At 71.4% G+C, this 19,993-nt stretch carries 34 protein-coding genes; 25 read left to right on the top strand and 9 right to left on the bottom strand.

Going from position 1 to position 19,993, the window contains the following annotated elements; translation table 11 throughout:
- Positions 1-41 precede the first annotated feature (41 nt).
- Together OO68_RS07960 and OO68_RS07955 are read left to right on the top strand one after the other, a co-directional pair.
- Positions 42-725 (top strand): uracil-DNA glycosylase, encoded by a 684-nt coding sequence (locus tag OO68_RS07960; RefSeq protein ID WP_033307412.1) that lies wholly within the window; start codon positions 42-44, stop codon positions 723-725.
- A gap of 122 nt (positions 726-847) precedes the next feature.
- Complete coding sequence (locus OO68_RS07955; protein ID WP_033307411.1) at positions 848-1,348, top strand: hypothetical protein; 501 nt, start codon at positions 848-850, stop codon at positions 1,346-1,348.
- A gap of 34 nt (positions 1,349-1,382) precedes the next feature.
- Here the strand turns inward: OO68_RS07955 and OO68_RS07950 are convergent, their stop codons facing one another.
- The 3 genes from OO68_RS07950 to OO68_RS07940 all read right to left on the bottom strand — a co-directional run bounded on the left by OO68_RS07950 (position 1,383) and on the right by OO68_RS07940 (position 3,173).
- Complete coding sequence (locus OO68_RS07950; protein ID WP_033307410.1) at positions 1,383-1,913, bottom strand: hypothetical protein; 531 nt, start codon at positions 1,911-1,913, stop codon at positions 1,383-1,385.
- A 113-nt stretch (positions 1,914-2,026) separates the two neighbouring features.
- Positions 2,027-2,539: a DinB family protein gene (locus OO68_RS07945; protein ID WP_033307409.1), complete on the bottom strand. Its 513-nt coding sequence runs from the start codon at positions 2,537-2,539 to the stop codon at positions 2,027-2,029.
- Positions 2,540-2,582: 43 nt separating this feature from the next.
- Positions 2,583-3,173: a TetR/AcrR family transcriptional regulator gene (locus OO68_RS07940; RefSeq protein WP_033307408.1), complete on the bottom strand. Its 591-nt coding sequence runs from the start codon at positions 3,171-3,173 to the stop codon at positions 2,583-2,585.
- Between the two features lie 81 nt (positions 3,174-3,254).
- Here OO68_RS07940 and OO68_RS07935 point away from each other — a divergent pair, with 81 nt between their 5' ends.
- Positions 3,255-4,439 carry an FAD-dependent monooxygenase gene (locus OO68_RS07935; protein WP_033307407.1) on the top strand — a complete coding sequence of 395 codons (1,185 nt, stop codon included), beginning with the start codon at positions 3,255-3,257 and terminating at the stop codon, positions 4,437-4,439.
- Positions 4,440-4,452: 13 nt separating this feature from the next.
- Positions 4,453-5,358 (top strand): Gfo/Idh/MocA family protein, encoded by a 906-nt coding sequence (locus OO68_RS07930; RefSeq protein WP_033307406.1) that lies wholly within the window; start codon positions 4,453-4,455, stop codon positions 5,356-5,358.
- On the opposite strand, the gene lnt is transcribed toward OO68_RS07930, so the two are convergent.
- Both lnt and OO68_RS07920 read right to left on the bottom strand, forming a co-directional pair.
- Positions 5,282-6,847 (bottom strand): apolipoprotein N-acyltransferase, encoded by a 1,566-nt coding sequence (gene lnt, locus OO68_RS07925; RefSeq protein ID WP_033307405.1) that lies wholly within the window; start codon positions 6,845-6,847, stop codon positions 5,282-5,284. The two genes, OO68_RS07930 and lnt, sit on opposite strands and share 77 nt — an antisense overlap.
- A 68-nt stretch (positions 6,848-6,915) precedes the next feature.
- Positions 6,916-7,386 (bottom strand): nuclear transport factor 2 family protein, encoded by a 471-nt coding sequence (locus OO68_RS07920; RefSeq protein ID WP_033307404.1) that lies wholly within the window; start codon positions 7,384-7,386, stop codon positions 6,916-6,918.
- 96 nt (positions 7,387-7,482) lie between these two features.
- On the opposite strand from OO68_RS07920, the gene OO68_RS07915 reads away from it, so the two are divergent.
- Positions 7,483-8,085 (top strand): DUF4291 domain-containing protein, encoded by a 603-nt coding sequence (locus tag OO68_RS07915; RefSeq protein WP_033307403.1) that lies wholly within the window; start codon positions 7,483-7,485, stop codon positions 8,083-8,085.
- 20 nt (positions 8,086-8,105) lie between these two features.
- On the opposite strand, the gene OO68_RS45305 is transcribed toward OO68_RS07915, so the two are convergent.
- From OO68_RS45305 to OO68_RS07900, 4 genes are all read right to left on the bottom strand, one after another.
- Positions 8,106-8,255 carry a hypothetical protein gene (locus OO68_RS45305; RefSeq protein WP_106974283.1) on the bottom strand — a complete coding sequence of 50 codons (150 nt, stop codon included), beginning with the start codon at positions 8,253-8,255 and terminating at the stop codon, positions 8,106-8,108.
- Between the two features lie 111 nt (positions 8,256-8,366).
- Positions 8,367-9,740, bottom strand: a complete 1,374-nt coding sequence (locus tag OO68_RS07910; RefSeq protein WP_033307402.1) for a site-specific integrase — start codon at positions 9,738-9,740, stop codon at positions 8,367-8,369.
- 86 nt (positions 9,741-9,826) lie between these two features.
- Positions 9,827-10,021, bottom strand: coding sequence for a hypothetical protein (locus OO68_RS07905; RefSeq protein ID WP_033307401.1), 195 nt, complete (start codon positions 10,019-10,021; stop codon positions 9,827-9,829).
- Positions 10,022-10,175: 154 nt separating this feature from the next.
- Positions 10,176-10,628 carry a hypothetical protein gene (locus OO68_RS07900; RefSeq protein ID WP_033307400.1) on the bottom strand — a complete coding sequence of 151 codons (453 nt, stop codon included), beginning with the start codon at positions 10,626-10,628 and terminating at the stop codon, positions 10,176-10,178.
- A 173-nt stretch (positions 10,629-10,801) separates the two neighbouring features.
- Between OO68_RS07900 and OO68_RS43815 the strand changes: the two genes are divergently transcribed.
- The 20 genes from OO68_RS43815 (at position 10,802) to OO68_RS07795 (ending at position 19,971) form a co-directional block, all read left to right on the top strand.
- Positions 10,802-11,104 (top strand): helix-turn-helix domain-containing protein, encoded by a 303-nt coding sequence (locus OO68_RS43815; protein WP_078625219.1) that lies wholly within the window; start codon positions 10,802-10,804, stop codon positions 11,102-11,104.
- Positions 11,055-11,399 (top strand): hypothetical protein, encoded by a 345-nt coding sequence (locus tag OO68_RS07890; protein WP_033307398.1) that lies wholly within the window; start codon positions 11,055-11,057, stop codon positions 11,397-11,399. The genes OO68_RS43815 and OO68_RS07890 overlap by 50 nt, the downstream gene beginning before the upstream one ends.
- Before the next feature lie 94 nt (positions 11,400-11,493).
- A complete protein-coding gene (locus OO68_RS07885; protein WP_033307397.1) occupies positions 11,494-11,805 on the top strand; it encodes a hypothetical protein in 312 nt (103 codons plus the stop codon).
- Positions 11,802-12,269 carry a hypothetical protein gene (locus OO68_RS07880; RefSeq protein ID WP_033307396.1) on the top strand — a complete coding sequence of 156 codons (468 nt, stop codon included), beginning with the start codon at positions 11,802-11,804 and terminating at the stop codon, positions 12,267-12,269. The genes OO68_RS07885 and OO68_RS07880 overlap by 4 nt, the downstream gene beginning before the upstream one ends.
- Complete coding sequence (locus OO68_RS07875) at positions 12,266-12,502, top strand: hypothetical protein (RefSeq protein WP_157852696.1); 237 nt, start codon at positions 12,266-12,268, stop codon at positions 12,500-12,502. The genes OO68_RS07880 and OO68_RS07875 overlap by 4 nt, the downstream gene beginning before the upstream one ends.
- On the top strand, positions 12,499-12,852 hold the full coding sequence (locus OO68_RS07870; RefSeq protein WP_033307394.1) for a hypothetical protein: 354 nt from the start codon (positions 12,499-12,501) through the stop codon (positions 12,850-12,852). Before OO68_RS07875 ends, OO68_RS07870 begins: the two co-directional genes overlap by 4 nt.
- Complete coding sequence (locus tag OO68_RS46220; RefSeq protein WP_033307393.1) at positions 12,849-13,343, top strand: hypothetical protein; 495 nt, start codon at positions 12,849-12,851, stop codon at positions 13,341-13,343. The genes OO68_RS07870 and OO68_RS46220 overlap by 4 nt, the downstream gene beginning before the upstream one ends.
- Positions 13,340-13,588, top strand: a complete 249-nt coding sequence (locus OO68_RS46215) for a hypothetical protein (protein ID WP_033307392.1) — start codon at positions 13,340-13,342, stop codon at positions 13,586-13,588. The genes OO68_RS46220 and OO68_RS46215 overlap by 4 nt, the downstream gene beginning before the upstream one ends.
- Entirely contained in the window at positions 13,585-14,709 is a 1,125-nt protein-coding gene (gene bet / locus OO68_RS43015) for a phage recombination protein Bet (protein WP_051814531.1), read from the top strand. Before OO68_RS46215 ends, bet begins: the two co-directional genes overlap by 4 nt.
- 73 nt (positions 14,710-14,782) lie before the next feature.
- Positions 14,783-15,313, top strand: a complete 531-nt coding sequence (locus tag OO68_RS07850; RefSeq protein ID WP_033307391.1) for a hypothetical protein — start codon at positions 14,783-14,785, stop codon at positions 15,311-15,313.
- Positions 15,310-15,519 (top strand): hypothetical protein, encoded by a 210-nt coding sequence (locus OO68_RS07845; RefSeq protein ID WP_033307390.1) that lies wholly within the window; start codon positions 15,310-15,312, stop codon positions 15,517-15,519. Before OO68_RS07850 ends, OO68_RS07845 begins: the two co-directional genes overlap by 4 nt.
- Positions 15,516-16,340, top strand: coding sequence for a phage antirepressor N-terminal domain-containing protein (locus OO68_RS07840; protein ID WP_078625218.1), 825 nt, complete (start codon positions 15,516-15,518; stop codon positions 16,338-16,340). Before OO68_RS07845 ends, OO68_RS07840 begins: the two co-directional genes overlap by 4 nt.
- Positions 16,337-17,056, top strand: coding sequence for an exonuclease domain-containing protein (locus OO68_RS07835; RefSeq protein ID WP_033307389.1), 720 nt, complete (start codon positions 16,337-16,339; stop codon positions 17,054-17,056). The genes OO68_RS07840 and OO68_RS07835 overlap by 4 nt, the downstream gene beginning before the upstream one ends.
- Positions 17,056-17,412, top strand: coding sequence for a hypothetical protein (locus OO68_RS07830; protein ID WP_033307388.1), 357 nt, complete (start codon positions 17,056-17,058; stop codon positions 17,410-17,412). Before OO68_RS07835 ends, OO68_RS07830 begins: the two co-directional genes overlap by 1 nt.
- Positions 17,409-17,669, top strand: a complete 261-nt coding sequence (locus tag OO68_RS07825; RefSeq protein WP_033307387.1) for a hypothetical protein — start codon at positions 17,409-17,411, stop codon at positions 17,667-17,669. Before OO68_RS07830 ends, OO68_RS07825 begins: the two co-directional genes overlap by 4 nt.
- A complete protein-coding gene (locus OO68_RS47500) occupies positions 17,669-17,995 on the top strand; it encodes a hypothetical protein (protein WP_033307386.1) in 327 nt (108 codons plus the stop codon). Before OO68_RS07825 ends, OO68_RS47500 begins: the two co-directional genes overlap by 1 nt.
- Complete coding sequence (locus tag OO68_RS07815; RefSeq protein ID WP_033307385.1) at positions 17,992-18,363, top strand: restriction endonuclease; 372 nt, start codon at positions 17,992-17,994, stop codon at positions 18,361-18,363. The genes OO68_RS47500 and OO68_RS07815 overlap by 4 nt, the downstream gene beginning before the upstream one ends.
- Positions 18,363-19,238 (top strand): hypothetical protein, encoded by an 876-nt coding sequence (locus OO68_RS45300; protein WP_051814529.1) that lies wholly within the window; start codon positions 18,363-18,365, stop codon positions 19,236-19,238. Before OO68_RS07815 ends, OO68_RS45300 begins: the two co-directional genes overlap by 1 nt.
- The gene (locus tag OO68_RS43005) at positions 19,235-19,672 is read left to right on the top strand and encodes a WhiB family transcriptional regulator (protein WP_051814528.1); all 438 of its coding nucleotides are present in this window, start codon (positions 19,235-19,237) and stop codon (positions 19,670-19,672) included. Before OO68_RS45300 ends, OO68_RS43005 begins: the two co-directional genes overlap by 4 nt.
- Entirely contained in the window at positions 19,669-19,971 is a 303-nt protein-coding gene (locus OO68_RS07795) for a hypothetical protein (protein ID WP_033307384.1), read from the top strand. Before OO68_RS43005 ends, OO68_RS07795 begins: the two co-directional genes overlap by 4 nt.
- The last annotated feature ends 22 nt before the right edge of the window (positions 19,972-19,993 follow it).

Genomic DNA, 19,993 nt, shown 5'->3' with positions numbered 1-19,993 from the left:
TTCTGTGGCCTGAAGTGACCGCACATCGTGAGGACGTTGACGTGACCGACATCGCCATGCTGCCCGAGTCCTGGCGCGGGGTTCTGGGTGACGAGCTGCAGCAGCCCTGGTTCAAGGAGCTGACGGAGTTCGTCGAGGAGGAGCGGGCGAAGGGTCCCGTCCATCCGCCGCGCGAGGAGGTCTTCGCGGCGCTGGACGCCACGCCGTACGAGGGGGTCAAGGTCCTGATCCTCGGTCAGGACCCGTACCACGGCGAGGGGCAGGGGCACGGGCTGTGTTTCTCGGTCCGGCCGGGCGTGCGGATCCCGCCGTCCCTGCGCAACATCTACAAGGAGATGCACGAGGAGCTGGGCACGCCGATCCCGGACAACGGCTATCTCATGCCGTGGGCCGAGCAGGGCGTGCTGCTGCTCAACGCGGTGCTCACGGTCCGTGGCGGCGAGGCCAACTCGCACAAGGGCCGGGGCTGGGAGAAGTTCACGGACGCCGTGATCCGGGCCGTGGCCGAGCGCCCCGACCCGGCGGTCTTCGTGCTGTGGGGGAACTACGCGCAGAAGAAGCTCCCGCTGATCGACGAGTCCCGGCATGCCGTGATCAAGGGAGCGCACCCCTCGCCCCTGTCCGCGAAAAAGTTCTTCGGCTCGCGGCCCTTCACGCAGATCAACGAGGCCGTGGCGGCCCAGGGGCACACGCCGATCGACTGGACGATCCCGAACCTGGGCTGACGTGCCCCGGCCGTACCGCCGTGCCGTGCCCGGCCCGGCGGTGTCCGGAGCCGCCTGAGCCGGATCGCCCCCGCCTGCGGTTAGCGTCGGCGGGAACAGCCGGCGAGTGCGCGGAGGGCGTCGTGGCGGAGCGACAGGAGCAGGCGGCGCCCGATGCCGTGCTGACGCGGATCGGGCAGGTCGTCATGCTGCACCACGCCGGGGACCGGGAGGAGGCCCGGCACCGCTACCTCGGCCTGTGGGCGGAGATCGGCGAACACGGCGACCCGCTCCACCGCTGCACCCTCGCCCACTACCTGGCCGACACCCAGGACGACCCGGCGGACGAACTGGCCTGGGACCTGCGTGCCCTGACGGCGGCCGAGGAGGCCAGGGAGGAGTCCGTCGCGGTGGCCGCGGTGATCGCGATCTACCCCGCCCTGCATCTGAACCTGGCTGACGACTACCTCGGCCTCGGCCGCCGCGACGCCGCCCGCACCCACCTGCGATGGGCCCGGGAAGCCGCCGCCGCCCTCACCGACGACAGCTACGGCGACGGCGTGTGGGCGGCCATCGCCCGACTGGAGTCCCGGCTCGGGGAGGGCGGCACGGGGTCCTGGACGCCGCCACGGCAGCGGCCTTGAGACGCCCGCGTCGACGCTCCGCGGTGCTGTGCCTTCAACGCCCGTACGTGTCGCGGCAGATCGTCGCCTCCGGGCTGTCCGCCCGCCACCCCCCGTAGCGCCTGCCCAGGGCGCACACGTCCGCGTTGTTCTTGGGGACGCTCCTCTCGACGTCCTGGCGTACCGACTCCGAAACGTCGGGGAGGCCGGCGTATGACCGCTGGGGGCCGCGCCGGGTGGGATCGGGGTGTTCCGGGTGGGCGGGGCGGGGGCGGGTGGCGCGGTGGCCGGGCCGCGGTGTCCCCGGCTCCGGTGCGGCCGCCGGAGGCGCGGCCGGGCGGGTCGTCGGCGCGGCCGGCTCCGGGCGGCGGGACGCCTCTTCGATGAGCTGAAGGGCCTCGCGGGCCGGCGCCTGCACGATCTGGGTCTCCGCCGCCTCCTCCTCCTCCCGCTCCGGCGCCGACGGCCGGGACGGTGCCGGAGCGGGCCCCGGTGCGGAGGGATGCGGGACCGTCGTCGTACAGCCGGAGAGGGCCGAGACCGCCACGGTCAGCAGGAGCGTCGCTGTGGTCGTCGTTCGATGCACCCGCGCAACTCTGGTGCGTGCGGCCCTCGCTGGGGTCGCGGATCCGGCGCAGGATGCCCCGCACGGGTGATCTCGCGCCCCGTACGGAGGGCGCCGGTGCGACGGGGGTGACGTCAGTCGCCGGTCGCGCCGTCCACGCGCTCGCGGATCAGGTCGGCGTGGCCGTTGTGCCGCGCGTACTCCTCGATCATGTGGGTGTAGATCCAGCGCAGGTTGAAGCGCTCGCCGGTGCGGCGGTGTTTGCCTTCGGAGATGTCGTCGAGGCCGAAGCGGGCCGCGTTGCGCCGGGCGGTCTCGATCTCGGACTGCCAGGTGGCGTACGCCTCCTCGTACGTGTCGGACTCGGAGAGATGGAACTCGCCGTCCGGGTCCTCCTCGGTGTAGTAGATCGGGCCGGCGTCCTCGGCCGCGAGCACCTTGCGGAACCAGCCCCGCTCCACCTCCGCCATGTGCCGCACCAGCCCCATCAGGCTCAGCTCGGACGGCCCCACCGCGGCGGTGCGGAGCTGGGCGTCGGTCAGGCCCTCGCACTTCCAGGCGAGGGTCTGGCGGTGATACTCCAGCCAGCCCTCCAGCATCGTGCGCTCGTCGGCGGTGGTGGCGGGCTCTCGGCGTTCGTTCGTCATGCACGCATCCTTTCCGAGCCGCCCCCGCCGCACCACAAGATTTTCAGCCCCCGAGCATGCCCTCCAGCAGTTCCCGTAGCCCGGCCCGCACCTCCTCCAGACTCGGCACCTCGGCGCCGAACGACCCCGCCACGCAGCTGAACATCAACCCGTCCCCCCACGCGATCAGCGACAGGGTGTGCCGGGCCGGGTCGGTCGAGCCCAAGCCGCTGACCAGGGCGGCGAGCTGGTCACGGAAGCGGGCGCCGGTGGCGTCGAAGAAGGCCCGCAGCTCGGGGCGGCGCGTCGCCTCCAGGGCCAGTTCGTAGCGGGCGAGCGTGAGGGCGCGGTGGCCCGTCAGGGCCCGGTGGGTCGCCAGGGCCAGTGCGTCCGCCAGAGGGCCCGGCCCGGCCCCGGGGTCCGGCATCTCGTGCAGGCCCAGGACCCGGGCCTCGCGGTCGGCCAGGCGCCGCACCGCCAGCTCCAGCAGGGCCTGCCGGGTGCGCGCCAGGTTCGACGTCGAGCCCTGGGGGAGCCCGGCCGCCTCGTCGACCGCGCGGTGCGTGAGGCCGCGCATGCCGCGCTCGGCGAGCAGCGCGAGGGCGGCGTCGGCGACCAGGTCGGAGCGGGAAGGGCCGGCGGTGCGTTCGGACATGGGGCCACGCTACCCGTCCGACTACACCTGTAGTAACGTCGGTGGCGTCACTACAGGTGTAGTCACATTCGAGGAGGGGTCATGACACAACCCGGGCATGCCGTCGTGATCGGTGGCGGTATAGGAGGCCTGACGGCGGCGGTCGCCCTGCACCAGCGCGGCCTGCGGGTCACGGTGCTGGAGCGGGCCCCCTCGCTGGAGCCGGTCGGCGCGGCGATCTCCCTCGCGCCGAACTCCCTGCGCGCGCTGGACGCCATCGGACTGGGCGACGAGATCCGCGACCTGGCCGCCTGGTCCGGGGACGGCGGGCTGCGGGCCCCCTCCGGCAGGTGGCTCTCGCGGTCCTCCGCCGACGCCGCCGCCGAGCGCTACGGCGGCCCGCTCGTGCTGCTGCACCGCGCCACCCTCATCGCCGGCCTGGCATCCCGGCTCCCGCCGGGCGCCATCCGCACGGACACCGCCGCGACCCTCACCGACCCCGGCGGCCCCGGCCGGCCCGCCCGGGTCGACGCGGGCGGCAAGGAGTTGGAGGCCGACCTGGTCGTGGGGGCGGACGGCATCCGCTCCGCCGTACGCCACGCGCTCTTCCCCGCCCACCCCGGGGCCGTGTACTCCGGCTTCACCGCGTGGCGGCTCGTGATCCCCGTGCCCGGCGCCGAATTCGCCTCGCACGAGACCTGGGGCAGGGGCCGCATCTGGGGCACACACCCGCTCAAGGACGGCCGCGTCTACGCCTACGCCGCCGCCGTCACGCCCGCCGGCGGCCACGCGCCCGACGAGAGGGCCGAGCTGCTGAGCCGCTTCGGTGACTGGCACGACCCGATCCCCGCCGTGCTCGCCGCCGCCCGGCCCGTGGACGTCCTGCGCCACGACGTCCACCACATCGCCGAACCCCTGCCCGCCTACCACCACGGCCGGGTCGCCCTGCTCGGCGACGCCGCACACGCCATGCCCCCGACCCTCGGCCAGGGCGGCAACCAGGCCATCGAGGACGCGATCGTCCTCGCGCACCACCGCGACGACCTGCCCGCCTACACCGCCGCCCGGCTGCCCCGCACGACCGCCGTCGCACGCCGGGCCGTGCGGGTCGCCCGCCTCAACCTCATGACGAACCGCGCAGCGATCGCCGTGCGCGACACCGCCCTGGCCACCCTCTCGAAGGCCGGGCCCGCCCTCGTCCTGCGCGGGTTCGACGGCATCGCCGACTGGCGGCCCCCGCCGGCGGACGCCGTATGCTCCGAGCAGACCCCGGCAGGCAACCGTTAGAGGAGATCACCCCGTGAAGGTCGGCTGCATCGGACTCGGCGACATCGCGCAGAAGGCCTACCTCCCGGTCCTCGCCTGCCGGCCCGGGGTGGAACTGCACCTGCAGACCCGTACGCCCGCCACCCTGGACCGGGTCGCCGAGGGCCTGCACGTCCCGCCGGAGCGGCGGCACACCACCCTCGACTCCCTGATCGCGGCGGACCTCGACGCGGCGTTCGTGCACGCGCCCACGCTCGTGCACCCGGAGATCGTGACGCGGCTGCTGGAGGCGGGCGTACCGACGTACGTGGACAAGCCGCTCGCCTACGAGATCGACGACTCCGCGCGGCTGGTAGCGCTCGCCGAGGAGCGGGGCGTGAGTCTCGCCGTCGGCTTCAACCGGCGCCACGCCCCCGGCTACACGCAGTGCTCGGACCATCCGCGCGAGCTGATTTTGATGCAGAAGAACCGCATCGGACTGCCGGAGGAACCCCGCGCGATGATCCTCGACGACTTCATCCACGTCGTCGACACCCTCCGGTTCCTGGTGCCCGGCGAGATCGACGACGTGACCGTGCGCGCCCGCGTCCAGGACGGGCTGCTGCACCACCTGGTGCTCCAGCTCGCCGGGGACGGCTTCACCGCGCTCGGCGTGATGAACCGGCTCAGCGGTTCCGCCGAGGAGATCCTGGAAGTGTCCGGGCAGGACACCAAGCGGCAGGTGATCAACCTCGCCGAGGTCGTCGACCACAAGGGGCAGCCGACCGTCCGGCGGCGCGGGGACTGGGTGCCGGTGGCCCGGCAGCGCGGGATCGAGCAGGCGGTGCTCGCCTTCCTCGACGCCGTCCGGACGGGCAAGGTGCTCAGCTCCCGGGACGCGCTGGAGACCCATGAACTGTGCGAGCGGGTGGTACGTGCGGTTCAGGAGCGGACCGCCTGAGCCGCACGGTCCGTGCGCCCTCACCGACGGCCCACAGTGCGAGGATCAGCATCGCCGCGTGGACCGTCCAGTCGCCGTGGCGGACGTAGGGCGTGGTGCCGTGGGCGAGGGGGATGTCATAGACGCGCGCGGCGGACGCGTCCGTGCCGAGCCATGATCCGACGCGCTGCCCGTCCGGGCCGTAGACGGCGGAGACGCCCGTCAGGGTCGCGTGCACCATGGGGCGGCCGGTCTCGGCGGCCCGCAGCGCGGCGAGCGACGCGTGCTGCCCGGGCGCCCAGCTGTGCTGGAACGTCGATGTCGACGACTGGCCGATCAGCACGTCGACACCCTCCCGGGTGAGATGGCGGGTCATGTCGGGGAAGGCGGTCTCGAAGCACACCAGCGGGCCGACGCGCAGATCGTCCCCGACGTTCATCACGACCGGCTGCGAGCCGCGCCTGCGGTCCTCGCCCGCGGCCTTGCCGACGGAGGTGGCCCAGCCGAGCAGGGACCGGGCCGGGATGTACTCGCCGAACGGCACGAGCCGCATCTTGTCGTAGCGCTCGCCGGTCAGGCCGTCGGGCCCGATCAGGACCGAACTCTTGTAGATGCCGGGCTTGTCGGAGCGCCGGGCGTCCACGTTGACCAGGATGCCGGCGCCCGTCGCGCGGGAGAGGCCCGCGAGCCGCCGGGCGAGGTCGGGCCGGTCGTCGAGGTCGAACCCGACGCTGCTCTCGCCCCAGACGACCAGGTCGACGTCCTGGCCGGCGAGCCGGCGGGTGAGCTGCTCCTCGCGGGCGAACCGCCCGTCCGGGCCGGCGATGACGCCCGGCTGCACGACGGCGATCCTGACCTGGCCGTCGACGGCGGGGCGGGGCGAGAACGCCCAGGCGGCGGAGGTGGCGGCGGCCGTGGCGACGAGACCGGCCACGGCGGGTACCCGGGCCCGGGGGACCGCGACGAGCACGGTGACCGCGACGTTGACGGCCACGAGCAGGTAGCTGAGCAGCCACACCCCGCCCACTGCGGCGAGACGCAGCGCGGGCTCGGCCTGCCACTGACTGCTGCCGAGCATGCCCCAGGGGCCGCCGAGCCCCTGCCAGGAGCGGACCAGCTCGACGGCCAGCCAGCCCGACGGCAGGACCAGCAGCGCGACCGTGACCCGCCCGAGGGAGGGAAGACCTCCGAGGAGACGGCGTACCAGCCAGCCCCACGGTGCCCACAGCGCGCCCAGCAGGGCGGCGATGAGGAACGTGAACACGTGCAGGCTCGGCAGCAGCCAGTGGTGCATGGCCAGCATGAAGCCGAAGCCGCCCCACCATCCGTCGAACGCGGCCCGCTTGCCGGTCGGCGCGGTGCGCAGCAGCAGGAGCCAGGGGACCAGGGCGGCGTAGGCGCACCACCACAGGGACGGCGCGGGGAAGGCCAGGACGGGGAGGGCGCCCGCGACCGCCGCGGCGGCCGAGCGGCGCCAGGGGGAGGCGAGCCAGTGGCCGAGCGTCTTCATAGGCGCCTCCTACCCGCGGGTGCCTCCAGTGTGCGCCTTGCGGACGATCTAGGACACAGGACGCCGGGTCAGTTGACCACAGGCGCGGTCCGCGGCTCGGGAAGGCGCCGCCACTTCTCCCGCACGACGACTCCGCTCAGCCGCCAGCCGTCGTCCGTGCGCAGCGCCGCGAAGGCGTACCGGCCACCGCACACGAAGTCCAAAGCGGGCCCCGCGGTGGCCATGGGATTGACGTAGTCGGCCTGCACCTCGGCCGTGTCACCGGTGTCCTGCTCCCAGACCCCGAAGCGCACCCGCCGGTTGACGATCAGATGCTGCCGCATCGGGAACAGCCGCAGGCTCTCCGCGAGCCACGCGGCGACCGCCCGGGCCTCTCCCTCGATGCCGCCGGCCGAGCGGTAGTCCGCCCGCCCCCGAGGGGCGAACAGCCCCCGGTACGCCTCCCAGTCACCGTCGTCGACCGCCACCGCATAGTCGGTGATCAGCCCGTCGACGGCCAGCCGGTCCCTCACGGTAGCGAGCTCCACGCGCTGCGTCATCGGCTCAGTGTTGGGCATGGCGGAGCAGGGGCCAAGAGCCGTGCGTGCGCGATATTCGGTGGCCGCCGGGGGACCTGGGAGGCCAGCCTGTCCTCCGTGAACGATCTGCACGAACCGAGATTCCGGGTGCGCGCCCGCCACACCGAGTCCACGATCACCGTCTACCAGGCCTACCGCCCCGAGATCGGCGGCCCCGCGGCCCGCATGGGCCGCTTCCCGTCGTCCTGGAAGCGGGAGCGCATGACCTGGATCAAGCCGTCGTTCCTGTGGATGATGTACCGCTGCGGCTGGGGCACCAAGGAGGGCCAGGAGACGGTCCTGGCGATCGAGATCGACCGTGAGGGCTTCCTGTGGGCGCTGCGCAACGCGTGCCTGTCCCATCACGTCCCCGCCCTGCACGGCGACCAGGCCTCCTGGAAGCGGCAGTTGAGGCAGGCGCCCGCGCGGGTGCAGTGGGATCCGGAACGGGACCTGCACCTCAACCCGCTGCCGCACCGGTCGCTTCAGCTGGGGCTCGCGGGGGAGGCCGCCGCGCGGTACGCGGACGAGTGGATCGTGGGGATCGAGGACGTCACGCCGCTGGCCAGAGAGATCCGCGGGCTGGTGCGGACGGGACAACAGGACGCGGCCGCCGGGCTGTTGCCCGAGGAGCGGCCCCTCTGCCTCGACGACGAGGTGCTGGCGCGGCTGCGCGCCTAGGCCAGGGCCTGTCGTGTGGATCAGGCCGCCGTGACGACGCCGCCGCGGATCGCGGCCGCCCACTCGACGACGAGGAGCTCGTACTCCGCGCGATCCTCGGCCGACAGGGAGCCGCCCGTGCGCTGCCACAGCGCACGGATCTCGTCGTTGACCTCGGCAGCGGGCCGCACGGAACCAGAGGGCGCCCATGCTGACCAGCACGATGATGACGATGCCCAGGGCGATGCGGTAGTAGACGAAGGGCATGAAGCTCTTGGTCGAAATGAATTTCATGAACAACGTCATTTCTGCAAAGCCTTACCCGCTTTGACCTGCAATTTCATCCATTCCGCAAGATCCACTGGGAGAGGGGTGGGAGATTGAGGCTCCCAACCGGCTGGGAGACCCGCCATGAAGCCCAGCCACCGAGCCTGGAGTGAATCCGCGATCGCCCGCTCCATCGTCGGCGTGACGTTCGCGTAGAGCCCCTCCACGCCGGCCAGCTCGTGGCCCATGCGCGACTCGACCGCGATCCGGCTATGGCCGTCCTCGTCGCACCATTCCTTGTGACCATGCCTCGTCAAGTACTGCCGCTTCCCCTCCCACCCCGGCACCGCAGGAATCGCCGGCAGAGGCCGCCACGTACCGCCCCGGCCGGCGCCCTTCTGCCGCGGCACCGACGCCTCACGGCCGTCGGCGATCTGACGCCAGTAGTGAAAGGTGAAGTTCGCGTTCGCCAGTTCGCCACCGTTGATTGAAGGAAACACGTACTCGAACTCGTGCGATCCGAGCAGCATCTCCAGCAGCTCCGCCAGGAACGGCGGCACAACCAACGTGCGCCGGGACTCGTACTTCGGCGGGAACAGCTTCAGCTTCCCGTCCTCCCGCTGATGCTGCCACTCGACCCGGATCGCAGGCATCGGCTTCTCGCCGGCGTACCGCTCCAGGTCCTCCTCGTAGCGCATCTCCTCGGTCGGGTCGATGCGCGGGTCCGCGGCGGGCCAGTTGGGATAGCAGTACTCGCGGCGCAGTGCGTAGGCCTCGGCGGGCCGCATCCCGGTGAACGCCATGGTGAGGACGTACACATAGCCAGGGAAGCCCCAGAACGTCAGGGCGTTGGTGGCGAGTTGATGGACGTCGGCCATGAGCATGGGCCGCTTCCGCTCGCGCTTCTCCTTGGTGTACCGGCCGCGCTTGCGCTGCTTCGGGACCGGGCTCGCCTGCCGCATACCGTCGTTGACGGCGTCGTCCATCATCATCGAAAACGCGAGGAGAATCTCCCGTCGGTACCGGTCGCCGATGTTGGGCTGGTCCTTCAGCCACAGCTCCCAGGCTCGGTAGGCGGACGGCTTGATGTCGGCGACCGCCATCTTGCCCCAGCGGGGTTCGATGTACAGCCGGATGTAGCTCTCGATGCTCCTGCGTCTCAGATGCCCGACGTCGAGGGTCTGTTGCCAGGTCCGGCAGTACTCGCTGATCAGGATCGCGCCGTCGCGGCGGCTGGTGTAGCGGTCGTTGCGGATGTCGGACTCGCGGTCCAGGCCGTACTCGATGGCCGCGTCACGGTCGTCGAACCCGCCTTGGCTGTCGTACAGCCACTTCCCGTTCGTGGGGTGCTTCTTGCCGGTGTTCCACCGGACTCTCCACTTCGAACCGCGCTGTTCCGCGTACGGCATGCGTCATCCCCCCAGGACGATCGCGAGGTGAAACGCGGATGTGCCGGCGTAGCACCCCTGCCGCCGGCCTCCGCGTACTGACTGCTCTACTTTGCCTGCCCCACGGGGCAGCCGCCGCAATTTCGGCAGTCGATGCCCTGACCGCGCATCATCCTCCGCACGCGTGCCTGAATCACGGTGTCGGTGGCTGCCGCTGTCGCCAGGACGCAGACGATCTGTCCGTCCGTCTCCAGAAGCCTGGCGGTGAAGCCGGGTCTGTCGAAGGTGATCACAGTCGCCATAGGTCCCCCTAAGTGTCGCTTTGGGAACCCCCCAGGTGGACCGCAAGCGTCACACGGCGAACAGGCGCTCGCAAAGGGTTGATTGAGGATTCATCAGCCCCATACGGTCACGATTCGGTAACGGCGAAAAGGTTGTACGGCGAAGGCCCGCAGTTCACGGCGCGGAGGGCAAAATTCCGCGCCTTCGCAATTCCTCCATCACCTGTTCACTCAAGTCCTGGATTTGACGCCCGGTCAACTCCGGCGCCACGAGCATCGCCGACTTGGTGACCGCGTCCGGGATGCCGTCGCTCAGCGACTCCGTGTCGACGCGCGCGATCTGCCCGCCCTCGATCAACTCGGTGCCGTCCTCAAGGACAACGCTGTCAGCGGCGCCGTCGAGGACCGCCTTGCACGAGCCGGCGCGCAGGCCGAAGCCGACTTCGAGCTTGGAGTACGTGGAGGCTCTGACGCTCTGGCCGTCTTCGATCTTCCAGTACGTCATGTAGGCGATGTCGCAGACCGCGGCGGCCTCTTGCTTCTTCAGCCTGAGCTGGGCGCGACGTTGCGACACCAGGGCAGCGAGTCGCTGGAGGTGTCGGGCGGTCTGATCGCTGGGTGACGCCATGTCGACATGATGGCAGCTACCTCCAGCTACCGCTATACGCATCTGTGTGCATGGCCCGATGCGCAGGGTGACTGGCCGGTTTCCCCTCGCGAAGCTATGGCCAGCTATATGCGTCTGTAAGTTACCCACGCGTACATCTAGTTCCATCTAGATTCGACTGCTACCTTCAGTGCATGGAGAGACCCCAACCCACCATCCCGGTGGACGGGGCGGAGATCCGCACCCGCCGCAAAGAGCTCGGATTCAGCCGAGACGAGTGCGCCGAAGCCGCCGGCATAAGCGGTCCGTACCTCAGCCAGCTTGAAACCGGCGCTCGACGAAACGTGCGGCCCCCCACCTACAAGCGCCTGCGCACCGTCCTGCAAATCCAGCAAGACGACCGCCGCCTCCTCGCCCCACCCGAGGAGCAGCACGGAAAGGACACCCATGCCCGCCACGAAGGCGACCCCCGCCCGCACCCGGAAGACCCCGGCTGAGCCGGTCCTGGAGAACTTCTGGACCGTCCCCGAAGCCGCCGTCCGCCTCCGCTTCCGCGACAAGGACGACCCCACGACCACGGGGGAGAAGGTCCTGCGCGACGGCGTCAACAAGCTCGGCTGGCCCTGCCACCGCATGGGCAACCGCCTGATCTTCAGCGACTCCGACCTCGCCGAAATTGCCGAGAAGTTGGCGAACCGCAAGGACAAGCGGGCCGGCCGCCGCAGCACCACCTCGGGCTACCGGCCGCGCCGCAAGAAGGCCGCCGCCAAGCCGGCGCTCGCCACCAACTGACCCCCACTCGCGCCGAAGGGCCGCCCAGCTTGCCCGGCCGGCGACCCCACGACTACCGGCGCACCTCTACGAACCGAAGAAGGAGAGGCCACCGATGGCCAGTAACTGTACCCAGATCAGCGCGGCGACCGCGCTGGTGCAGCTCCTCGCGGAGCACCCGCACCTGCCGGAGGCGAGCTGGTCGATCGGCTCGGTCATGGCGGAGCTGCGCGGCTTCGTGCACGCCGACTCGCTGGAGGGGCTCCACGCGTATCAGGACGTGCTCGGCGGGGACGTGCACGCGGCGAACTCCTACGAGCACTTGGGGCGGACGATGCGCCGTCACGTGCTGGACACGGTGTGGCGGGACGTGCCGGTCGAGGTTGTCGTGGCGGTGCCGGTTGGCGCTGAGGCGGTGGCGGCGTGAACACGAAGCGGGTGAAGGCTGCGGGTGAGGTGATCCTCGCGGCGCAGAAGCGGGGGCACATCACGGCGTCGGCGTGGGCTGCGGCTCTGGAGGCGGCGTGCATGCTCCAGTCGCCGGAGACGGCGGCCGAGCAACAGGCGTTGCAGGCGCGGCTCGACAAGGTGGAGCGGGCGTACGTCTTCGATGTCGCCGAGCTGCGGGCCCGGGTCGCCGAGTTGGACGAGCGGCTGGCCACGCTGCGTGCGCTGTGCGACGCGGCGGACCAGGTCGGCATCGTCTCCGGTGGCTGGTTCACCGTCGAGGCGGTGCGTCGGGCGGCGAGTGGTGAGCCGCTGCCGAAGCCGGACGCACTGACGCGGACGTTCACGCCGGTCGCGGCCCTCCGTGAGGACCCGCACGACTCGCCCCTGCACCACACCTACCGGCTCGGCCGGGACCTGCCGCAACCGGACGCCGCTCCGTGATGCATGTGCTGGTCGGCTGGTGCACGATCCACGCCGTCATCTACCTGGGCCTGCTGATCCTCGCGTTCTGGATCGCCCAACTGGTGTGGATGGCCGTCACGGACCGGAAGCCGCTGCCCCGCGTGAAGCCCGCCGCAGCGCCGCGTGTCCCGCACTGGGCGCGGACCGGCCACCTCCCTCCCTCTCCTTCTCGGCCTCAGGGCCGCCACCGCAAGACCGGGAGCACCCGATGATCAAGTCCACGAAGCCGCAACTCTCCTTCGAACTCGGCGCTGGCCACCTGCACTCGGTGCTCCGCGTCGACCAGATCCGCACCGACACGCTGGTGCAGCTCGTCACCCACTGGGGTGACCCCGACGCCCGCGACGACGTGATCGCCGCGCTCGACGAGCTGGCCGCTGTGATGCAGGGCCCGCGCCGCGAGGGTGAGCTGGACGCCGCGCTGGAGCAGGTCGAGGACGTCGCCGGGATGGAGTCGGCGCACGTCGAGGTGTCCATGGCGGACACGCACCGCCTGCACGCCGAGCTGACGGCCGCGGACCGGGTCCTGTCCCGCTTCAACCCCGAGAGGCGGACGGCATGAGGCCCGCCGACCAGACCGAGTACATCGTGCAGTGCATCCGCGAGGCCGGATCGATGTACGAGGACGACGCCCGCCAGTTCCTCGCCCGGCACGACACCCACGTCCGGGCTGAGGCTGCTGCAGACGTGCACCGGGCCGAACTGCCGACGTTCCCCGCCGGGGAGACGCCGGAGAACGTGGCGAAGGTCGTGCGCGCTGTGGATGTCCGTCTCGCCGAGCGAGGAGCCGAGGCGCCTTACGGAGTCGAGAAGGGCACGGAGGCTGCCGCGCCGGACTTCTTCCAGCCCGGCCACACCTACTCCGCCGCGAACGGCACCGCCTGGATGTTCCGCGTCGACGTCGTCACCACACATCCCGAGGACGGCGAGCGCACGGCCCTCGGCTGGCGCCACTTCGACGGGACATGGGAGCCCTACGCCTACGGCGAGGACGACTGGGACATCCACCAGCGCGTCGGCCACAGCGACATCACCGAAGAGGTGGCCCGATGACGCGCCCGATCTCCGACCTGGACGTCGGCCGCACCCAGCTCGAAGCCGACGTGCGGAAGACCGTCGCCCGCCAGCGGCTCACCTCGCGCATCGAGCGCGCCAACTGGCTCGTCGCGCACCCCGACTGGCCGACCGGCCACGCCACCGCCGGGGAGGCCGCCGAGTACCGGCATCTCCTCTACGACGCAGACCCCGACGCCACCACCCCCGCACTCGACTACCCCGCCCCGAAGGACACCCAGTGAACGACATCGTCAAGGCCGGCGGCTCCCTCGCCATCCGCCCCGACCAAACCGACTGGACCCCGCAACAGGGGGCCGTCCTGCGGCAGTCCGGCATCGACAACGAGGTCACCGCCGAGGAGCTGTCCGCGTTCCTCCACCTCTGCCAGCGCACCCGCCTGGACCCGTTCTCCCGGCAGATCTACCTGATCGGCCGCTGGGACAACCGACAGCGGCGGAAGGTGTACACGCCGCAGACCAGCATCGACGGCTACCGCGTCATCGGTCACCGTGTCGTTGCCGAGCAAGGTGGAGACCTGGGCTACGAGGACACCCTGTGGTGTGACGCGAACGGCCAGTGGCGGGACGTGTGGCTGCTCGACGAGCCGCCCGCCGCTGCGAAGGTCACGGTGATCCGGAACGGCCAGCGGTTCCCCGCTGTCGCCCTGTTCCGCGAGTACGTGCAGACCAACAAGGACGACAAGCCGATCGGCCTCTGGGGCAAGATGCCCGCCGGTCAGCTCGCGAAGTGCGCCGAGGCACTCGCGCTCCGCAAGGCGTTCCCCCACGACCTGGCCGGGGTGTACACCGCCGAGGAGATGGCGCAGGCCGACAACCCGGCGCCCGAGGAGCGGCACCTGCGGAAGGTGCAGCCGGGTGAGGGTGACCCGTGGGCCACTCCGGGTCCGGACGCAGGGCAGGCCGGGACGACGGCCGTAAAGGGCCGCTCGCAGCCCGCCCAGGCCATCGCCGACGTCGCCGGTACGACGACCGACCAGGCCGCCGTCAAGGAGCTGTACCGGCAGGCGCACGGCGAGGGTCTCCTCGCCGAGACGGTGAAGACCGCCGACCGCGAACTGCTGGAGCTGGGCGCTTACCTGATCGCACGAGGCCAACAGCTCGCCCAGCCGAAGCCCACCACCGGGGAGGGCAAGCCCGGCGAGGACGTGCCGGACGCCGTGGTCGTCGCTGAGGGCGAGGCCGAGGCCGACGTCGCCGAGCGGGAGCTGCGCGCCGCCGCCACTGCGGCCGGACTCGACAACCTCGACGAGGAGTTCGAGCAGAGCTACGGCATCCCGATCGCCCAGGCCGGCGCCCAGCAGATGCGGCAGATGACGGCCATCTTGACCGGCTCCGCCGCCTGACCCAGCCGCACGCAGAGGGGCCGCCCTGCCCGTCCGAAGCAGGCAGGGCGGCCCGCCCCCAAGGAGAACACGAATGAGCCTGAAAGAGGCAGCAGCCCGCGAGGCCTACCTCAAGACCCTCGTCGACGTCGTCAACGACGCCTACAAGGCGGCCCGCGCCGAGACCCAGACGCTCCTCGACGCGGCCGCCGAGGAGACCGGCGCCCGCCAGGTCGCCGTCACCCTGCCGGACGGCCCGGACATCGCCACCGTCAGCCTCGCGTCCGGTGAGACCGCGGCGAAGGTCGTCGACGAGGAGAAGTTCACCGCCTGGGTTCGGGAGAACTTTGCCAGCGAGATCGAGCGGCGGTTCGTCACCACCGTCCGCGAGGCGTTCACGAAGAAGCTCCTCGCCGAGCTCACCGCGGCCGGCGGTACGGACTGGGCGGACCCCGAGACGGGCGTGATCCACGACGTGCCGGGTGTCGCCATCGCCCCGGCCCGGGCCCGGACGCATGCGGTGCGGTTCAAGAAGGACGGCCGCGACCAGGTGATGCAGGCCTGGCGCGAGGGCCGTCTGGCCACCGTGGCGCTGCCCGAGCTCACTGCCGGGGGTGCCGAGTGAGCGCCCTCGACTTCTGCCGGAACTGCAGCGGCCACGGCAGCACGTTCCGCACCGTCACCGTCGACGTCCCCGGTCTGACGGCGGTCATGCGGAAGCGCGTCGCTCAGGGACGCCCCGCAGTTCTGGCCGTCCCCTGCACGGCCTGCGACGGCCAGGACCGTGCCACCCCCTATCACGAGTCGCTGGCCGAGGAAGGCACCGAATGACCACCGAAATCGCACGTATCAGCTTGTCCGCCGGAGCTGTCGAGACGGTCATGGTTGATGGGGAGCCGCACGTGGTGTTCCGACCAGCCGTCGAGGCGATCGGCCTGGACTACTCATCCCAACTTCGGAAGTTGCGGGAGCGGTCGTGGGCCAACCGTAGGGATATCCCCACGGTTGCCGAAGACGGCAAGACCCGCCAAATGGTCGCCGTCGACATTCGCACCTTCCTCATGTGGCTCGCCACCGTCAACGAAAACAAGGTCGCCGAGTCCGCCCGGCCCACGCTCGTCGCCTACCAGCGCGAGACGACCACTGCCGTCGAGGAGTACTGGACTCGGGGCGGGGCCATCAACCCGGCCGCAAGCGTTGAGCAGGTCGCCGACCTCCGCCAGCGGCTGGACGGCGTCGAGCGGGCCCGGCTCGCGCAGGAGCGTCTTTCGGCGATGGGCGTTGCGAAGCAGTTCGGCCTCGTCAACTCCTCGTACGTCGAGGCGATGGCGCGCACCGAGCTGGCGCGGATGAACGGCGAGGAGCCGGACATCGACCCAGCGGACATCACCATCACGTGCGACGAGTTCCTCACTGAGCGGGGCGTCACCGGCAAGGACCTGCGGTCGGCACGGGTGAAACTCGGCACGACGGTGGCATCGCTCTACCGGGCCCGCTACGGGCAGGCGCCACAGAAGATCAAGCGGCCCATCAACGGCGTACACCGGGACGTCGCGGTCTACACGCACCGCGACATCGACCTCTTCGAGACCGCCTGGGGCGAGTTGGCCCGTCACTACGACGTCCAGACCGCGATCGGTGGTGCGGCATGAGCGCCCCCACCGCCACGTCGTGGCACCGCGGGCCGCTCGCGTCCTACGACTGCGAAACCAACGGCGTCGACATCCACACCCACCGGATCGTCTCCGCCGCCCTGATCCACCCGAACGGCCAGACCACCCACTGGCTGTCCGACCTCGACGGCGCCGAGATCCCCAAGGCCGCGAGCGACGTCCGCGGCATCAGCACCGAGCACGCCCGGGCGCACGGCCGCCCGGCGAAGCAGGTCGTCGATCAGATCGCCCACGCCCTCACGGGTGAACTCGCCGGCCAGGCCGCGCTCGTCGTGATGAACGCCCCGTTCGACCTCAGCCTGCTCGACGTCGAGTGCCACCGCCACGGCGTGGCCACGGTGGCCGAGCGGCTCGGCACCGCGATCGCCCCGGTGGTGGACCCGCTCGTCCTGGACCGGGCCGCCGACCGTTTCCGGCGCGGGAAGCGGACGTTGGAGGCGCTCGCCGCGCACTACGGCGTGCCGCTGACCGACGCCCACACGGCGGACGCCGACGCCGGGGCCGCGCTCGACGTGGCCTGCGCGATCGCCGAGAAGTTCCCGGACCTCCAGGTCCCGGCCGAGGTGCTGCACGGCTGGCAGGTGCAGTGGCACGCCCGGTGGGCGCAGGACTTCGAGGCCCATCTGAAGCAGAGCGGCAAGGCCGCATCCATCGACGGCTCTTGGCCGCTGCGTTCCATCGGAGGTAAGGCGTGATGTTCGTATCCCGTGCCCGTTACGACCAGATGTCCCGCCAGTGCGAGCGCGAAGCCGCGGCCCGTGTGGCGGCGGAGCGGAAGCTCGACGAGAAGGACGTCGCCATCGCCCGCATGCAGGGCCTGGTCGAGCACCACCGCGACCAGCACCCGGACGCGCCGATCAACTACCCGGCCCCGTCGCCGGAGACCGTCCGGCTGAAGCAGCAGCTGAGCCTGTCGGAGAAGGCCCGCCGCGCGCTCGACGACGACCGCAGTGAGTTGATCGGCGTCAACGTGCAGCTGACCCGCGAAGTGCGGGAGCTGCGCGAGGCGCTGGCCGCCGCGACGGCGCCCGCTGAGGGGAGTGCGGCGTGATCCCGCAGATCACCCTCGGCGCCGCGAGCCTGTTCGGGTCGCTGGTCGTGGCGGTGGCCGCGCTCCGTTGGGCGGTCGCCCCGACCCGGGCCCGCAACCTCGCCGCCCGGCACCGGTCGGTATGGCCGCTCGCCCCGGGCGCCGTGATCGTGCAGGCCTTCGCCTGGTGCCCGACCTGCTCGATGGACCTCCCCGGCACCCTCCATGGCACCACCTTCCGCTGCCCCCACGGACACCTCGTCGAGGGCGGCTGCTGATGGGCAAGGACCTCAACCGCCGCACCTGGGGCCCAGCCGACGAAGCCACCCCGAACGAGCAGCGCAGGGCGTCCCTGTACGTCGCCGCCATGGCCGGCGATGCGGCCGACTGCCGTCAACTCCTCGACGTCCTCGGGCTGCTGCCCAAGCACCTCACCGTCCAGCACGGCATGCGCGGCTACCGGGCCGGCTGCCGCTGCAAGGCATGCCGCAAGGCGAACACCGAACGCAACCGCCGCCAGCGCACAGCACAACCCCGGGTCTACCTCACCGAAGCCGAGTGGCAGGCCCGCCGCGACCAGCACACCACCACGGGGGAACAGTGACCACGCCTACGAAGCCGCGCTCCAACTACGCCCGCGGCCGGGACCTCGAACACCGCGTCCGTGCCCACCTCCGCGAGGAGGGCTACGAGGTGCTCCGCACCGCCGGGTCGAAGTCGAAGGTCGACCTCGTCGCCATCAAGCCCGGCCAGATCCTCCTCGTCCAGTGCAAGCGCTCAGGCGCCCTCCCACCCGCCGAGTGGAACGCCCTCTGGGACCTCGCCCAGATGATCGGCGCCGTCCCGGTGCTCGCCGAGCAACTCGCCCGCGGCCGGAAGTACTGGCGGCTCACCGGACGCAAGGACCAGCCCGGCCGACGGCAGCCGTACACCGAGCTCACCCTCGACGAACTCGCCGCGGGGGTGGCCTGATGCCCACGCCGCTGAACGCCACCAACAGCGACATCATCGCGATGCTCCGCGATGGCCACAGCAACCTCCGCATCTCGCGCGAGCTCCGCTGCGACAAGACCCGCGTCGCCCGCCTCCGTATCGAGTTGGGCCTCTCCAACGTGGTGTTGCAGCCGCTCACCCTCGAACAGAAGTGGGCCACCAAGACCCGCCCCGTTGAGGGCGGTCACCTGGAGTGGGTCGGCGAGCGTGCCAAGACGTCCGGCACACCGGTCATGCGGTACAAGGAGGTTGGCTACAGCCCGGCCGCCGTCGCCTTCCGCATGAAGCACGGCCGCGAGCCGCAGGGCTACGTCAGGGCCGAGTGCGACTTCAAGCACTGCGTTGCCCCCGACCACGTCAACGACGAGGCCGGACGGCAGCAGGCACGCCTCGCGCGGCGCGCCGAACGCGGCATGGGCGCCCTCCCCACCGTGTGCGTCAGCGGCCACGACATGACCGAGCACGCCCGCCTGGAACCGGACGGCACCGCCTACTGCGGACTGTGCAAGCTCCTCGACAAGCAGGCGAAGCGAGACCCATCCATCCCGCGCCCGCACCGCCAGCGGCCCACCTCGCTGGAAGAGGCCCTCCGGATCCACGCCGAGCCGGTCGACGGCGGCCACGTCCGCTGGCTCGGCGGCACCTCTCACAGCACGCCACGTGTCTGGTTCAACGGCACGACCTACTCCGCCTACCGCATCGCGTTCCGCGTACAGCACGGCCGCGACCCCGAGGGCCAGGTCCGCCCCAGCTGCGACATGCCGTTGTGCGTGGCCGGCGCGCACATGGAGGACCGGCCAATGCGCCAGCGCACCAACTCCCTGTACGACGCGATCTTCGGAGCAGCATCGTGAGCAACTACACCGGCGCGGTCCCCGAGACGAAGCGCAAGGCGGACTGGCGCGACCAGGGCGCATGCGATGGGCAGTCCGAGCTGTTCTTCGACGGCACGGCCGCCGTTGAAGCGGCAGCGAAGGACATCTGCCGTCGCTGCCCGGTGATGCTGAGCTGCCGCGAGTGGGCCATCGACAACCGCGAGGCGTACGGCACCTGGGGCGGCATGACCGAACGGGAACGCCGCACCCTCCTCAAGATCCGCGTCAAGGACGGCACCGACAAGCCCCGCAGGGGTGGACGGCCGCGCGCGGCGTGCGGCACGGCGTCCGCGTACGACCGGCACGTGAAGTACGGCGAGCCGATCGATCAGGCATGCCGGGACGCACACGCGCGGGCGTCGGCCGAGAAGCGTGCGCGCGCGGGCCAGGCCCCGTTGAAGGCCACGGCGTGACGAGCCGGATCCCGGCGGTCTGCGGCCACTGGGTCGGCGGTGAGCGGCGCTACTGCCACGCCGCCGACCAGGTCCGCCACTTCCTGCCCGGCCACCGGTGCCCGCAGCACACGCCCCGCGCCCTGCAGGGCCTGCCCGAGGTTCCGCCGGGGCCGGGCATGCCGGCCGCCGCCTGGTCCACGCCGTCGCCGCTGAACGACTCTCGCGTCTTCGACGCCCGGGCGGTCGCCTCCGGCAAGCGCAGGTCCAACCCGGCGGCGTACCGGGCCGCGCAGGCCGCGGTCCGCCCCACCACGTAACAGCGCCCCGCCCGGGCGGAAT

The sequence above is a fragment of the Streptomyces iakyrus genome (assembly GCF_000717055.1).
Taxonomy (GTDB): Bacteria; Actinomycetota; Actinomycetes; order Streptomycetales; family Streptomycetaceae; genus Streptomyces; species Streptomyces iakyrus.
This window is presented reverse-complemented; position numbering and strand designations above follow the sequence as displayed.